Annotated in this window: 15 protein-coding genes and 1 pseudogene; 7 read left to right on the top strand and 9 right to left on the bottom strand. The window is 42.4% G+C overall.

The annotated features are described in order from the left end of the window. Positions 1-144 precede the first annotated feature (144 nt). On the top strand, positions 145-561 hold the full coding sequence (locus tag ACE1CC_RS15920) for an element excision factor XisH family protein (protein ID WP_413271411.1): 417 nt from the start codon (positions 145-147) through the stop codon (positions 559-561). Further along, positions 549-884: a XisI protein gene (locus ACE1CC_RS15915; protein ID WP_413271410.1), complete on the top strand. Its 336-nt coding sequence runs from the start codon at positions 549-551 to the stop codon at positions 882-884. Before ACE1CC_RS15920 ends, ACE1CC_RS15915 begins: the two co-directional genes overlap by 13 nt. Positions 885-924: 40 nt before the next feature. Here ACE1CC_RS15915 and ACE1CC_RS15910 read toward each other — a convergent pair whose 3' ends face one another. Next, positions 925-1,125 carry a hypothetical protein gene (locus tag ACE1CC_RS15910; RefSeq protein WP_249096907.1) on the bottom strand — a complete coding sequence of 67 codons (201 nt, stop codon included), beginning with the start codon at positions 1,123-1,125 and terminating at the stop codon, positions 925-927. A 212-nt stretch (positions 1,126-1,337) separates the two neighbouring features. Here ACE1CC_RS15910 and ACE1CC_RS15905 point away from each other — a divergent pair, with 212 nt between their 5' ends. From ACE1CC_RS15905 to ACE1CC_RS15895, 3 genes and pseudogenes are all read left to right on the top strand, one after another. Continuing rightward, positions 1,338-1,490, top strand: coding sequence for an AbrB/MazE/SpoVT family DNA-binding domain-containing protein (locus ACE1CC_RS15905; protein WP_413271409.1), 153 nt, complete (start codon positions 1,338-1,340; stop codon positions 1,488-1,490). Positions 1,491-1,681: 191 nt separating this feature from the next. Then, a pseudogene (gene psaB / locus ACE1CC_RS15900) lies at positions 1,682-1,939 on the top strand (photosystem I core protein PsaB); the annotation flags it as partial. Positions 1,940-2,118: 179 nt separating this feature from the next. Next, positions 2,119-2,349, top strand: coding sequence for a hypothetical protein (locus ACE1CC_RS15895; RefSeq protein WP_413271408.1), 231 nt, complete (start codon positions 2,119-2,121; stop codon positions 2,347-2,349). A gap of 91 nt (positions 2,350-2,440) precedes the next feature. Here the strand turns inward: ACE1CC_RS15895 and ACE1CC_RS15890 are convergent, their stop codons facing one another. Next, positions 2,441-2,650: a hypothetical protein gene (locus tag ACE1CC_RS15890; RefSeq protein ID WP_413271407.1), complete on the bottom strand. Its 210-nt coding sequence runs from the start codon at positions 2,648-2,650 to the stop codon at positions 2,441-2,443. A 250-nt stretch (positions 2,651-2,900) separates the two neighbouring features. Here ACE1CC_RS15890 and ACE1CC_RS15885 point away from each other — a divergent pair, with 250 nt between their 5' ends. Beyond that, positions 2,901-3,299 (top strand): response regulator, encoded by a 399-nt coding sequence (locus tag ACE1CC_RS15885; protein WP_413271406.1) that lies wholly within the window; start codon positions 2,901-2,903, stop codon positions 3,297-3,299. A 14-nt stretch (positions 3,300-3,313) separates the two neighbouring features. Here ACE1CC_RS15885 and ACE1CC_RS15880 read toward each other — a convergent pair whose 3' ends face one another. After that, entirely contained in the window at positions 3,314-4,525 is a 1,212-nt protein-coding gene (locus ACE1CC_RS15880) for an ATP-binding protein (protein ID WP_413271405.1), read from the bottom strand. Between the two features lie 266 nt (positions 4,526-4,791). Between ACE1CC_RS15880 and ACE1CC_RS15875 the strand changes: the two genes are divergently transcribed. Then, positions 4,792-5,166: a signal peptidase I gene (locus tag ACE1CC_RS15875; protein WP_413271404.1), complete on the top strand. Its 375-nt coding sequence runs from the start codon at positions 4,792-4,794 to the stop codon at positions 5,164-5,166. Here ACE1CC_RS15875 and galK read toward each other — a convergent pair. The 6 genes from galK to ACE1CC_RS15845 all read right to left on the bottom strand — a co-directional run bounded on the left by galK (position 5,163) and on the right by ACE1CC_RS15845 (position 13,717). After that, positions 5,163-6,233 (bottom strand): galactokinase, encoded by a 1,071-nt coding sequence (gene galK / locus ACE1CC_RS15870; RefSeq protein WP_413271403.1) that lies wholly within the window; start codon positions 6,231-6,233, stop codon positions 5,163-5,165. The genes ACE1CC_RS15875 and galK overlap by 4 nt on opposite strands. Positions 6,234-6,392: 159 nt before the next feature. After that, complete coding sequence (locus ACE1CC_RS15865; protein WP_413271402.1) at positions 6,393-7,490, bottom strand: M24 family metallopeptidase; 1,098 nt, start codon at positions 7,488-7,490, stop codon at positions 6,393-6,395. Between the two features lie 212 nt (positions 7,491-7,702). Further along, complete coding sequence (gene galT / locus ACE1CC_RS15860; RefSeq protein ID WP_459563856.1) at positions 7,703-8,803, bottom strand: galactose-1-phosphate uridylyltransferase; 1,101 nt, start codon at positions 8,801-8,803, stop codon at positions 7,703-7,705. Next, entirely contained in the window at positions 8,715-10,745 is a 2,031-nt protein-coding gene (locus tag ACE1CC_RS15855) for a glycoside hydrolase family 2 protein (protein WP_413271400.1), read from the bottom strand. The genes galT and ACE1CC_RS15855 overlap by 89 nt, the downstream gene beginning before the upstream one ends. Before the next feature lie 137 nt (positions 10,746-10,882). Continuing rightward, positions 10,883-11,230 (bottom strand): STAS domain-containing protein, encoded by a 348-nt coding sequence (locus ACE1CC_RS15850; RefSeq protein WP_413271399.1) that lies wholly within the window; start codon positions 11,228-11,230, stop codon positions 10,883-10,885. Positions 11,231-11,485: 255 nt separating this feature from the next. Continuing rightward, the gene (locus ACE1CC_RS15845; RefSeq protein ID WP_459563855.1) at positions 11,486-13,717 is read right to left on the bottom strand and encodes a family 1 glycosylhydrolase; all 2,232 of its coding nucleotides are present in this window, start codon (positions 13,715-13,717) and stop codon (positions 11,486-11,488) included. Between the last annotated feature and the right edge of the window lie 3 nt (positions 13,718-13,720).

The raw sequence follows: 13,720 nt of genomic DNA, 5'->3' as shown, positions 1-13,720 counted from the left end.
TATTATGTTTGGTATGCGAATTCTCTAAGTTCATGCCGCGTCCTTGCAGGACTTTGGTTCATTGCCCGATCGCGTCGCGTCCTATCGAGAATCACTCAGCAATGATATCCTAACAAACAAGGAATCAAAATTTTAACATAAATAATGCCGCAATACGATCTGTATCACGATGAAGTTAAGAATGCCTTGATTAAAGATGGCTGGACTATAACTGACGACCCTTATACTTTAGAGTATAAAGGCTTACGTTTGTATATAGATTTAGGAGCCGAAAAATTATTAGCTGCCGAGAGAGAAGAACAGAAAATTGCCATAGAAATCAAAGTCTTTAACAGCATTTCACAAGTAACTGAGCTACAAAAAGCGATTGGGCAGTATAATATGTATCGAAGTATATTGCGTCGGGTTAGCCCAGAGCGAAAGTTATATTTAGCAGTTACTCAAGAAGTTTATCGCGATTTCTTTCAACAACCTGCCATTCAAGATATTGTGAGCGATCAAAGCATTGACTTTATTATTTTCGATCCAGAACGGGAGGTAATTATCCAATGGCTAAATTAGAAAATTACAGGCAAATAATTACCAAGATTCTCCAAAAGCACGCTCAACATCAACCCAGTCATGGCGAAATTGAAGCTCTATTAATTTGCGATCCGATCGCAGATAATTACTTGTTACTCGATACTGGATGGGATCGAACGGGAAGAGTCCATGCTGTTGTAGTTCATTTGAGGATTGTTGCAGAAAAAGTCTGGATTGAGTCAGATGGAACTGAAGAAGGAATTGCTTTAGAACTCTTACAATTAGGAATTCCTAAAGAAGATATTGTTTTGGGATTTATTCGTCCAAATCGTCGTCATTTAACCGATTTTTCAGTAGCCTAACAAAGCCACCAGAGCAGAATATGAGTGTCAAGCAGGTAGCTCATTCCCATTGCTGAAGTTCCTCTTCTGGTAGAGGTTCAAAAAATGCCTCTCCCAGTTGTCCTATCAGTAGTCCTGGGGTACGAGGTTGGGTGTCTTCTTGATTTAAGCCTAAACGGAAGTCGTGAATTAAATCATAAATTTCTGTAAGCTTCTCTTCTGGTATATCTTTTAGTTCTTGTATGATTTTCTGGATTAGCATAAATCCTCCGGTGTTGAATTGTTTATGCAGCAACTTCTTTACAGTTAGTATCAGTTTAGATTTTAACAAATGCGTCGCTCTTTGATTTTAGAGAAAGCGATCGCTTTTTTCCACACAAAGGCGATCGCAAACATAGCAGGCGTACTAGAAATTGGTGGTGACAGCAAAAGCGATTATAATTGAATAGCCTAACTCACCCAGCAATATTAGTAATGTTTATTACAACACTCACCGACACCGGACAGATTAGCCTTCCCCAAGAAATTCGGGATCATCTCAAACTGGTCAGTGGTAGTAAAATTGATTTTATCATCGATGAATCCGGTCAAGTTAAACTCATTCCTCTTCATGTTTCTGTAGAATAATTATCAGGAATTTTACACCGTTCTGGCATTAGGAAAGCTACCCAAGAAGAAATGGAAGTTGCTATTTCTGAGGGAGCAAATGATCGCACTTGATACAAATATCCTCGTTCGCTATCTCACTCGCGATGACGAACAGCAATGGCAGGAAGCGATCGCACTTATTAAACAAAATCAGCCTTGTTTTATTACCAATATTGTTATTTGCGGTGTTTGCTCAGTTCATTCAGTCTGCTCACGGTAAAGTGTTGTATGGCATGGACGCTTTGCTGTCTAACGCGGATAGCATTGCTTCTACCGCTTGGCCCAATCACGGCAACGTTTGGCTACCCGGTTGGTTGGATGCCATCAATAACACAACTAATACTCTATTCCTAATGATCGGCCCTGGTGATTTCTTGATTCACCATGCGATCGCATTAGGTCTGCACGTCACCACCTTAATTTGCGTTATTTATGTTCAAAATTCAGTAATTATTAGGGTTTCAGAATTTGTTAATTACCATTATGTCAGGAAAAACACAGTTATTAGATATAATTAAAATCTTTCTTAAGAAGAAGGTATATTTCGAGAATTGTCAGGGATACTTTGATATATTGATGCAGAAATGTTGATGAAGTTGGAGTAGTTATGATTAGCTTTATAACATCGGTTTCACTGATTTTTTTGGTGTTGTGGACAATTTGGAGTGCTACCCAAGAGGCAGTTAAAACCGGAAAGCGCCTGCATCAAATTCCCTGTGCCAACTGTCAATATTTTTCGGGTGATTATCACCTTAAATGTGCTTTACACCCCAAAGCAGCCCTCACAGAAGAAGCAATTAATTGTTTAGATTATTGTTCCCCAAATAGATACATCTAAGATGGAAAGAGTATATATAATGTAGAGACGTTATATATAACGTCTCTACATGAATCAGCCGGATATGATATTGCCCTGCAACCTTTTCCCTTCAAGGGTTAATAATCCCATAATAAAGGGCAGCAACAAACAATAAAATTGCCGTAAATAACATAATTACAACTCGCGGAATTTCCCAAAGAGGTAATTTTTTACTGACTTGATTTTCTGTTTTTACCTGAGTACTTAACTCAGATTCGGTAATGTTTGATTGTTCGTAATTCATCTCATCAAGTGTTAATTCAATTTGGTTATAAATCAAAGTAACTACTAATATTTCTAACTACTTACAGCTAAAGAAAGAGATTAAAATGAAGATGGATTGTAATAATTACTACGTTTTTCAATACAGGGTTCAGCAAAATTCTGTACAGACGGATTCGGCTGCGTTCTGAGCAAAATCTACTTTAGGTATGAGGTAAATATAGTAAAAAATAGGAATTATAGAGTCAGAAATCTTGTAAATTTTAATTATATTAAGTAATGTTTGCTAAATTGGAAGGTTAATTATCATGGCTTATTCTGCAACTAAAGCCCAACTTAAACGCATCTTAATTGTCGATGATATGCAGGACAACATATCTCTTCTAGAAGCGATTTTAGTAGAAGAAGGATATGTAGTTGATACTGCTAATAATGGCAAAGCTGCCTTAGCGAAGGTACAAACTACACCACCAGATTTAATTTTACTGGATGCGATGATGCCCGGAATGGATGGCTATGAATTAACTCGACGCATTCGAGAACAAAAAGATCTGCCTTTTATTCCGATCGTATTAATCACTGCTTATGAGAATATGAATGCAGCCCAAGCTTTAGATTTAGGGGCTAATGACTTTGTGCGTAAGCCGATCGAGTATGATGAATTAATGGCAAGAGTCAGAGCTTCTTTAAGGCTAAAAGCGACGTAAAAATTGCCCAAAATTTAAGGAAGTGTTTCTGTTAATTTAGTTTCTAGCGGTAAAGTAACGGTGAAAGTGGAGCCTGCTCCCACCTGAGAGACAAGCTCTATTTTGCCTTGCATTAATTTTACCAATTGCCAGACAATTGCTAACCCTAAGCCAGAGCCATTAGACCAAGAACTACCGCTATTTTTAGCCTGATAGAAAGGTTCAAAAATATGAACTTGGTCTTCTGGTGCTATGCCAATTCCTGTGTCCATAACCTCAATACACCAGTCACTATCACCTAGTTTTTGGCAAGTTAAATTAATCACTCCTGAATTGGTATAACGAATTGCATTAATGAGTAGGTTCGTGATAATTTGTTGTAATCGCAAAGGAGCAGTTAATACTGTTTCAGGAGCGCGATCGCAATTTTTCACCACTTGTAACTGTTTTTCATTAGCTAAAGGCTCCCAAAGTTCGACTATATTGTTAATTAAAGAACGTACATCGGTTGGTTCTAAAGACAGTTTAATTTTGCCAGAGGAATAGCAAGCAATATCTAGTGCATCGTTAATTAAATACAGTACCTGTCTCCCATGTTGTATTACCCGCTCAACATATTCCAAATTAGCCACAGAATCTCGCCTTTGTGTATCTCTGTTATGCGATCGTAAAAATAGCTCTGCATAACCAATAATTACACTTAAAGAATTTTTTAATTCATGAGCTAATTGACAGAGATTATATTGATGAGCTTTCACTAAGCAAGATAGTTCTTGAACTTGTTGATTAGTTAATTCTACATGATTTTGTAATCCTTGTAATTCTTGGAAGCGCTCATCTACATAAATTTTGCAGCACTGAAAAATAGCTTGCTCAATTGTCGCATTAATCACATTATAAGCTCGGATTACTTGTGGAACCTTACCCTTTAGTAGATCTGGCTCTAAAGTAGAAAATATTACTTGACGCAGTAAACGATATTCTCGCACAATTTCTGTTGGCACAAAACCTTGTGCTGCCCTCAGAGTAACGGGAAATAAATTCTCTTTTACAATTGTGTCAATATTACTTGCTTCATCATGGGAAAGGACACTTACCATTGCTCTTAAAATTTCGTGTAAGTGATTCTGTATTGCTGAACTTGGTAAATTGTTAGCGCTGGAAATTTGCCTATCTAAGTAAACCGCTTCGACCCAGCTTTCCGTGATTATATCTGTTTTTTCAACAAGCAATTGACTAAAATCCATATCTTAAAAAGTCCAGAGATAAAATATTATCATAAAAGTAACATGAGAGAAGTTAATTCTGTGTGTTTAATCCAACAAGATAAAACCAATGTTATTTATTCCTTTGGGTAGATGACTAAACTAATATTTTTATTTCATTTAAGTTGTTTGTCCTGTGCGTCAGACTGTAAAATTTGGGCAAGTCACAGGAATTTTTAGTTCTGACGCACCCGTTGGATGATAACTAGCAACTTGCGTTAGTAGCTGCAAAAAGCCAAAATTAATCAATGGAATCTAAAATTGTGTTTGGGAATGCCCAGAAAGAAGGGACAATGCGTGGGGGTTGGTTTATTGGTCATTTTATGCCAGATAATGACCCTCGTTCCACCTCTGATTTAGAAGTGAAATGGGCGGTTCATCCAGCAGGAGATGGTAGGCGAGAATGGGCGATGAACGCCGAAGCAACTACGCTTTCTATTTTGATTTCGGGAAGATTTCGGGTGCAATTTCCAGAGTCAGAAATTGTCTTATCTAATCAAGGAGATTATGTGCTTTGGTGCCCTGGTATACTTCATACTTGGGTAGCAGAATCAGATTCTACTATTTTAACAGTGAGATGGCCTTCAAAATCGGGCGATAGTGTGGGAATGGGTAAGAGTTAATTGAGTTGGGGAACTAAAATTTTTCCGGTATGACCTGCTTGATTATAACTTTCTAGGGTGGATGGTGCGATCGCTCCTCCCCTCCCTTCTTCCACCAAAGCAACACAAGCACCCCCAAAACCTGCACCTGTCAAACGTGCGCCAAAAACACCAGGAGTTGCTTGCAAAATTCCGACTAAAGTATCCAAAGCGGGGACAGAAACTTCGTAATCATCGCGTAAACTCGCATGGGAAGCATTCATTAATTCGCCAAAACGTTGGGGAGAAATTCCTTGAATTGCTTCTAAAACTCGGTTATCTTCAGTAACAACATGACGGGCGCGACGACGCAAAGGTTCTGGTAAAGATTCTACTATTTCTGGGTTGCTAATATCTCTTAATGCTTTGACTCCCAAAATTCGCGCCGCTTCTTCACATTCGGCGCGTCGTTTGTTGTAACCACTTCCGGCTAAAGTGCGAGGTACACCACTATCGATGATGACAATTTCAGCGTTTTTAGGGAAGGGGAGAATTTGCCGATCGAGCGTTCTAGTATCTAAGAATAGCATGGAATAGCGATCGGCTAAACTCGAAGCCATTTGATCCATAATTCCGCATTGTACCCCAGCATAATTAATTTCTGCTAATTGAGCAATTTGGGCGATTTGTACATCATCAATAGGTAAATTTAGAAGTAATTTCAAGCCGCGCAAAGTGCTAACTTCTAAAGCAGCACTGCTAGACAAACCCGAACCCATTGGAACGGAAGATGTCACATATAAATTTAGCGGTGGAACTGAATATCTGGCTTTTTCTAACAAATCGATACAGCCAAAAATATAACTAGCAAAACCTTGTGGCGGAAGCTCATTTTTAGCAATACTAACTTTTTCGTCAAGTTCTGCTGAATAAAAATGGTGTTGTTCATCATGACTATAACCCAACTGCACCGTTGTTTTTTGAGGAATAGCAGTAGGAAGAACAAAACCATCATTATAATCAGTATGTTCGCCGAGTAAATTTACTCTTCCCGGTGCGCTTGCTTCAATTTCAGGAGATTGATTGAAAATATCTTGAAAGGTTTTCATGATTAATATATTTCTCAACTAACAAAATTTGCCAGGGCGATTTCTAATCGCGGCTACACAAAGGAAGTCCGCGAAGGCGGACTAAAATTAAATTTCTCTTCAAACCTGCGGAGGCAGGTTTTGTCTGTGTAGCCGCGAATTCCATTCGCCAAGGCATTCTTAAATCTCCAAAGGAACAGCACGCAACCTTCCTGCTACTTCAATACTAGGCCAATTCGGATCTAAAGTCAGATTTTCCAACTTTCCATCCTCAAGAATCACAAAAGTATCTTCTATTTTAGCTCCCGGTAAACTAGGATTCCAAGCCATAGCCATATTTGCTTCTAAAGTATCAGTAGTAGTGGGATTTGCCACAACTTCTCGCGCCAAATAACCTGTCGTTCCCCCTTGATGATGTTCGCGAATAGCATTAGGAAACCCGTGCTTTTCATAAGCATTTGCTAAAACATCATAAACCGCATTTAAAGATGTTCCAGGTTGGCAAAAATTCAAAGCTTCCGCTTCAATTTCTCTAACATGACGATGCAAATTTGCGTCTTCATCTTTCAAGCGGTCAAAAACCACAAATCGGGTAAGATTGGCAAATAAACCATAACCCCTAGCGCAAAAAACCAACATCGCTTGTCGCCCGATTTTCTCCCCAGTTGGTGTAGCATGACGATAAAGCGGTAAACGCCTTTCCCCAGCAACCAAAGTTAAAGCGGGATGTAAACCTCTCGCCCATAAAGCTTCAGCACCCGCACCCGCAAGTTGGTATTCTGTCCAATTAGAATTAGCAGCTTTTAACACTTCCGTCATCGCCTCACTCGCCTTACGCCCGACTTGACGATAACGTTCTAATTCACTGGGCATCATCACTCGTTTATGCTGTTGTAAAGATGGGGGTAATCGCTTTTCTACGTGGGGAATTGGTCGATCGCTCAACACCTTCCCCCCATTAGTAACTTCCTTTATAAAATTTTCGCACTGAGAAACATCTGCCCAAGGATAGATAAAAAACTGAAAATTCGCCGGAATTTCTTCATCTTTAAACCGTTGGGCTTCAATTTCATTTGTTAGTATCCAGGCATTTTCTTGAGTTACTAAAACTTCCGCAACTCCGGTTTCTGCTGTTAATAAAACTGTGTGGGAAGCGCCAGCAGTCGCCCAGGAAAACCAGTCTGTTCCTTTGATGCGAATTCCTTGGGCTTCTGTTTCGCTTAAAGCATTGCGGATTAAATTTAATTTTTTGTCAACTTCTTCGCTGTGTTGATTCATGGTATTTTTAGTACGCAGATGAAAGCAGATAAACGCAGATGTAGATGAAGGTTAATTTGCTGATATTTGAATTATTTTAAAACCGCAAAGGACGCAAAGAGCGCAAAGAAAGAAAGAGAAGAAAGAGGAGCTTTATTACTAACCCTCGATCCTCTTGATTCTCTTCTTTGCGTTCTTTGCGCTCTTTGCGGTTCAAAAAACATTCTAATTACTCACACTTGTACAGGAGTTTCTAAGTTTACAATTACTGCTTGTAATTCTTTCGCCTTTTCTTCAGGAAGTGCGTCGTTAGCAAACATTCCTGCTGCTAATTCGGTTCCGGCGAGATATTTTAAACGGTCTTTTGTGCGGTAAGGTGGGTAAAATTGAGCGTGTAAATGGGCTTCGGGATGGGGTTTTCCATCAGTCGGGGCTTGATACCACGCCATTAAATAAGGGAAGGAACGATTCCACAAACCATCATATTTTAAAGTGACGGTTTTTAAGGCTCTAGCTAAGGATTTTATTTGTGGTTCGGAAAGGTCGATAAAAGTAGCTACTGGTTCAATTGTTGCCAGCCAAACTTCGTAAGGGTAACGCGCACAAACGGGGACGAAAGCAACAGCATGATCGTCTAAATAAATAATGCGTTGGTTGTCTTCTATCTCTTTTTGAATTAAGTCTTGTAGCAATCCTTTTTGATGTTCTTGGTAATATGCTTGCTGTCTTGACAACATTTTCGCTGGAACTGGGGGAACGAAAGGATAGGCGTAAATTTGTCCGTGCGGATGTTGTAAAGTTACCCCCATTTCTACGCCTTTATTTTCAAAGGGTAAGACATATTGAATGTGGGGATGTTCGCTGATTTTACGAGTTCGATCGCCCCACACCTGCAACAATAATTCTAAATGCGACAATTCTAATTCACCTAAAGAGGCGTGCGGGTCTTGGGTGAATACCACAACCTCGCACGCCCCATTTGCTGGTAAAGTTTCCACAATGTTGACTGGTGGGTTATTTGCTGCCACAGTCATTGAGGGAAAGCGGTTATCGAAAACCGCAACATCGTAACGTCCTTGGGGAAGTTCAGTCGGAAAATTTGGATCTTTAGTGGGCGCTAACGGGTTATACTCTGGAGGCGGCATGAATGTGCGCCCCTGTCGATGACTCGCGTAAGCCACCCACTCGCCTCGCAATGGATGCCAGCGCAAGTGGGGGTTTGCGGCTATTGGTTCATTGCTGGGACTAGGCGGGGTGATTCCCTCCGCAATGGGGTATCTGCTGTACAGTGTCAGCTGGCGACCATCCGGTTTCAATAGCTCCTGGGAATACAACATTATGGTTTTGTGCCCACGCAGCTTTTACTTTACTGAGCATAGCGTCTTCTTCCTCTTCGATTCCCCTACCTAGAGTCGCAGATGCAATTTCTTCGATCGGGAATTTCGGAGTACGATCGGCATACAATAAACCGTTGGCTTCTTGGAAGGTGTCGGTTAACTGGGTATAACAGAAACCGCTGAACATTTCTGTTTTGTTCACTACATCCAATAATGCTGTATATCTGATTTGCAGTTCCGAGAGATCTTGAGAACGTACATATCCCCAAGCTTTCCGATCGTCTCTTCCAGCATAAGCAATCCCACCAAATTCGGTTAACATGATCGGTTGTCCTTGATGAGGATAACCGTCGAGGGTGAGTACTCTTCCTCCGGGACGTTGGCGATCGAACAAATCTGTTAACTTAACTTCAGGGCCGTAGCGTCTAGCTAACCGAGTTGGTCTATTATCATAATCGTGAATCGCCAAAATGTCAGTAGCGGCGCTTTCCCATCCATCGTTACCCACAACTGGACGAGTCGGATCTAAGGTTTTGGTTAGGTGGTAGAGTGTTTGGACTAAATGACGATGCGCGTCTGTCGCCGTTAAGTCGGGAACTCCCCAAGATTCGTTAAAGGGCACCCAAACGACAATACAAGGATGGGAAGCATCTCGTTGGATCACTTCAGTCCATTCTTTTGTCAGGCGTTCCACTGCTTTCGGGGTAAAGCGATAAGCAGAAGGCATTTCTTCCCAAACCATTAACCCTAGCACGTCCGCCCAATACAAGAAGCGAGGATCTTCGATTTTTTGGTGTTTGCGAACGCCGTTGAAACCCATTGCTTTGACTAGTTCCACATCTCGCCGCAATGCTTCGTCAGATGGGGCGGTCATTAAGCTGTCAGCCCAGTATCCTTGATCTAGAACTAGGCGCAGATAGTAAGGTCTTCCGTTCAGCATAAAGCGATCGCGTTGTGTCCCCACTGTCCGCATTGCTGTATAAGATTTTATTTGATCCAGCAATTCGCCATCAGACCATAATTCAACTTCTGCATTGATTAAGGTCGGCTTTTCAGGACTCCACAGCAATTCGTTCCGGTAGTCATCGATACCAGGGTCGGAAAGGGCGATCCGGCGATGAATTTCTCCGTTAATTACTTCGTAAGTATCATTAACTAACAGAGTGCAACCAACGGACAATCTCACCTTGATTTCGATACCATTGCGCTTTTCACCTGCAACGAACGCTTCAAAACCAATTTCCCAACGTTCAAAATGTGGTGTCCAACGAATGCGATCGATATAAGTAGAAGGAACAACCTCAGCCCAAACTGTCTGCCAAATCCCACTAGTGCGCGGATACCAGATACTATGAGGCTCTAACTGCCAATCTTGCTTTCCGCGAGGTTTAGCTAAATCTTGCGGGTCGTCTTCTGCCCAAACAGTAATCCGTTGCGACCCATTATGATTTAATACCGGGGTAATATCAATACTAAATGGGGTATGTCCGCCTTCGTGATCCGCCATAAATTGACCATTCACCCACACACGGGCACGATAATCAACCGCCCCGAAGTGCAACAACACCCGGCTGGATTTTAAATATTCAATTTTAGAGTTTAAATTAACGGATTCGGAATCTTCAGTTAACTCTGGCAGGTCAAATTCTCTTTCGTACCAACAGTTCGGGTGAAAACCAGTATCGCCAATGCCGCTTTTCTTGGATTCTGGCGCAAAGGGAACTTCAATGGTTTGAGTCCAATCGGAAATATCACTCGGTTGAGTGTAGGTTCCATCATCGTCAAAAGTGAATTTCCACGAACCGTTCAGACAGATCCAATGAGAGCGTTGCAGCTGAGGTCGCGGATACGCTCGTTCATTCTGATAGAAACTAAAGGTCGCGCCGGAATTGCTTGACCCGTTGTAACAGTTTTCTAACCACTTACCTAAAGAGTACATATTAGTCTTCTTCCCAAGGACAGATCTCTATATCTAGATTACCCATAAGTAGGAAACTATTAACTCTTTAGGGCTATTTTTATCAAAAAATTTTCTTAACCAGACTGAACTAGCGCTAGCCGCAACTTCCGCTTCTATTATTTGCTGAGAACGGCTGTTTTAGCTGTCTGAATTAAATCTCCCATTGAGGAATTAAAGTCAGGTAAAACCTCAAAAGCTCGATCTAAACCCGTCAGTTCTAACAGCATCTTAACTTGATGGCTACTCGATTTTAGCAATAATTTACAATTAGCAGCCTTAGCACTTCTGAAAATGGAAATTAAAGCCATTAACCCGGAATTACTAATAAAAGTGACGTTGTGTAGTTCCAGGTAGAAAATCTTGACACCTGCCGCTATTAAGCTCTCGATTTCTTGACGGAATTGAATGGCATAATGACTATCTAAAATTTCGGGAGATTGAATGGTTTTAACGAAAATACTCATGATTTTAACCCTCTTTTAGTAAATAAAAATGTTTGGTAAGGGGACTGGGGATTGGGTACTGGGGACTGGGGACTGGGGACTGGGGACTGGGTAGAGTTTGAGTTTTGAGTTATAGAGTTTTCTTGCCCCTCTGCCCCCCTGCCCCTCTGCCCCTCTGCCCCCCTGCCCCTCTGCACCCCTGCCCCTCTGCACCCCTGCCCCTGGAGCCCCTGGAGCCCCTGGAGCCCCTGGAGCCCCTCTGCTCCCCAATCCCAATCACCTCAAAATCTGACATTCGTGGAAGTAGCGATCGATCGCATTTTCCAAAGGCGGTAGCAACACTCCTCTTTCACTCCCCAGAACGCTGTAAGATGGGCGGGGTGCTAGTAAACTGAGAGCTTGCATCGAACAAGCTTCAATTCTGCTGACATCCAAACCGCTTTGTTTAGCGGCAAATTTCGCCAAATCTGCCCAAGAACTTTGACCAGGGTTGGCTAAATGCCACAAACCGCACTCACCATCAATTAACAAATCCAAGCTGGCATTCACTAGGTCTGGGATGTATGTTGGTGAAACCACACTATCGGCAGCTGCTAAAAACGGTTGTCCTGATGCCAGGGTGCGTAAAGCAATGGTGAGAAAATTGTATTCATCCCAGGGGCCGAAAAAGGCACTGGTACGCACGACTAAGGATGTGGGATGAACCTTAAGAACTCGTACTTCTGCCTCTGCTTTGCTACGTCCATAGACATTTAAGGGGGAGACAACATCGCTTTCTACATAAGGAGCAGCCCGAGTTCCGTCAAAGACGAGATCGGATGAAAAGGTCAATAGTGCTACACCCCTGATGGCGCAAGCATCGGCTAAGATTGCCGGACCGATCGCATTTGCCCGTAAACAAGCATCCGGTTCCTTTTCCGCATCATCTACCCGCACGTACCCAGCAGCGTTAATCACCGCCCAAGGTTTTAAGTCTGTTAAAGTGCGATCGACAGATATAGGATCGGTAATATCCATCTTTTGCCGACACAGCAGATGATAAGGAATTCCCCGCATCTCACAAATTCGCGCAAAAGCTTGCCCTAATGTGCCTCTAGCGCCGACTATTACCAGGGAACGGGGGGGGACTGGGGACTGGGGACTGGGGACTGGGGACTGGGAAATTTTTGATTGGATTTCCCCTACATCTGTTGGGCGCACACACGGGTGCGCCCCTACATCTGTTGGGCACAGGGAAACAGGGGGATAAATCAACCGCTGGGGACGATGCCACCATCCGGGAACATCTAAAACTGGATGATCGTAAGTTCGTTTCGTTGCTAAGTCGCGCAGCATTCGGGCTAAGGCGGTAGGGCGGGGTTTGGGGGAACGTAAATCAAATACACCCGACTCGTAGCAACCTTCAACCCTGGTTACTAAACTGTTCCAGTCGTAAGATCCTAAAAGCGACCAAGCTGTAATTGCCCGAATATCCACACCTTCTTTCCGCACGCTAGTAGCAGCATCCCAAACTTCTTTTAACCAGCGCAACTGTTCTTCACGAGTGCAACCATGATGCACTTCGGTAACGGCAATGGGCAGTTTGTAACGTTCCCAAGTTTCTTTTATTAATACACTTGGCCCTGCGATGCCTTCGGCACAAACTCGCACTGCTTCCACATCGGCGTATTGGTGTCTTCCGTTGCCACCATGAGTCCAATGAGGATAGTTTTCTAGATGTTCGTCTAAAAAGCGATCGCTAGTCAAGTAATGGTTCATCCCGATCATGTCCGGTGGACAGGGATGTTCTAAAAACCACTCTAGTTCAGCAACGCTTACTCCACTCCAACATAAATAACCCCACAAAGGATGCTTGCGGTTAACTCTTCCGCACAATAAATCAAAACTCAACCAACGGCGTTCATTCTCAAATTCTGCCTGATACGCCATCAAGGGTGTACTGAAAACTTTGCACAAATCCTCGGTTTGCACTAGTTTTGCATTTGGGTTAACCTGACGAATGGCTTGCATTGACAAGACAATGGCGCGACATTGATTTAACAATGCACAGATAAAGGTGGCGTTATCCCGTGCGTGCGGATACCAATGCCCATATAATCCGCTAAAACGGGCAGTAGTTAAGGGTTCGTTGACGGGTGTAAATAGCTCTACCCAAGGGTAACGCTGTTGCACAGCTTGGGCAAATTGGGCGAGTTCAGGGGCAAAGTTGCGATCGATCAAGCTAGTATGACTTGGGCCGCTACCATGATGCACTAAGCCAACAATCGGACGAATACCCAATTCTTGCAAGTATTCTAAGCGTCGATCTGCCCAAGACCAATTAGCATTTTGTAACCCATTGGGGGCAATTAATTCCCAGAGTACAGGGTAACGGATGGTGCGGATGCCAAGTTCTGCAAATAAGTTTAAGTCGTCTAAGCGTGTTCCGTGACCGTTGCGTTCTAGTTGGTTGAAAAAGCGATCGCCAACTCGGTTAACAGTACACTCCACACCCGCCCACATTTCCATTTT

Origin of the sequence: Floridaenema aerugineum BLCC-F46 (assembly GCF_041929345.1) — a bacterium.
In the GTDB taxonomy this organism is placed as follows: Bacteria; Cyanobacteriota; Cyanobacteriia; order Cyanobacteriales; family Aerosakkonemataceae; genus Floridanema; species Floridanema aerugineum.
This window is presented reverse-complemented; position numbering and strand designations above follow the sequence as displayed.

Bases quoted from the DNA above. Each gene is read 5' to 3' on its own strand.
- ACE1CC_RS15875 (WP_413271404.1), top strand. From the start codon at position 4,792: ATGGAATCTAAAATTGTGTTTGGGAATGCCCAGAAAGAAGGGACAATG.
- ACE1CC_RS15850 (WP_413271399.1), bottom strand. From the start codon at position 11,230: ATGAGTATTTTCGTTAAAACCATTCAATCTCCCGAAATTTTAGATAGT.
- ACE1CC_RS15910 (WP_249096907.1), bottom strand. From the start codon at position 1,125: ATGCTAATCCAGAAAATCATACAAGAACTAAAAGATATACCAGAAGAG.
- ACE1CC_RS15905 (WP_413271409.1), top strand. From the start codon at position 1,338: ATGTTTATTACAACACTCACCGACACCGGACAGATTAGCCTTCCCCAA.
- ACE1CC_RS15865 (WP_413271402.1), bottom strand. From the start codon at position 7,490: ATGAATCAACACAGCGAAGAAGTTGACAAAAAATTAAATTTAATCCGC.
- ACE1CC_RS15845 (WP_459563855.1), bottom strand. From the start codon at position 13,717: ATGGAAATGTGGGCGGGTGTGGAGTGTACTGTTAACCGAGTTGGCGAT.
- ACE1CC_RS15855 (WP_413271400.1), bottom strand. From the start codon at position 10,745: ATGTACTCTTTAGGTAAGTGGTTAGAAAACTGTTACAACGGGTCAAGC.
- ACE1CC_RS15895 (WP_413271408.1), top strand. From the start codon at position 2,119: ATGATTAGCTTTATAACATCGGTTTCACTGATTTTTTTGGTGTTGTGG.
- ACE1CC_RS15880 (WP_413271405.1), bottom strand. From the start codon at position 4,525: ATGGATTTTAGTCAATTGCTTGTTGAAAAAACAGATATAATCACGGAA.
- galK (WP_413271403.1), bottom strand. From the start codon at position 6,233: ATGAAAACCTTTCAAGATATTTTCAATCAATCTCCTGAAATTGAAGCA.
- ACE1CC_RS15915 (WP_413271410.1), top strand. From the start codon at position 549: ATGGCTAAATTAGAAAATTACAGGCAAATAATTACCAAGATTCTCCAA.
- ACE1CC_RS15885 (WP_413271406.1), top strand. From the start codon at position 2,901: ATGGCTTATTCTGCAACTAAAGCCCAACTTAAACGCATCTTAATTGTC.
- ACE1CC_RS15920 (WP_413271411.1), top strand. From the start codon at position 145: ATGCCGCAATACGATCTGTATCACGATGAAGTTAAGAATGCCTTGATT.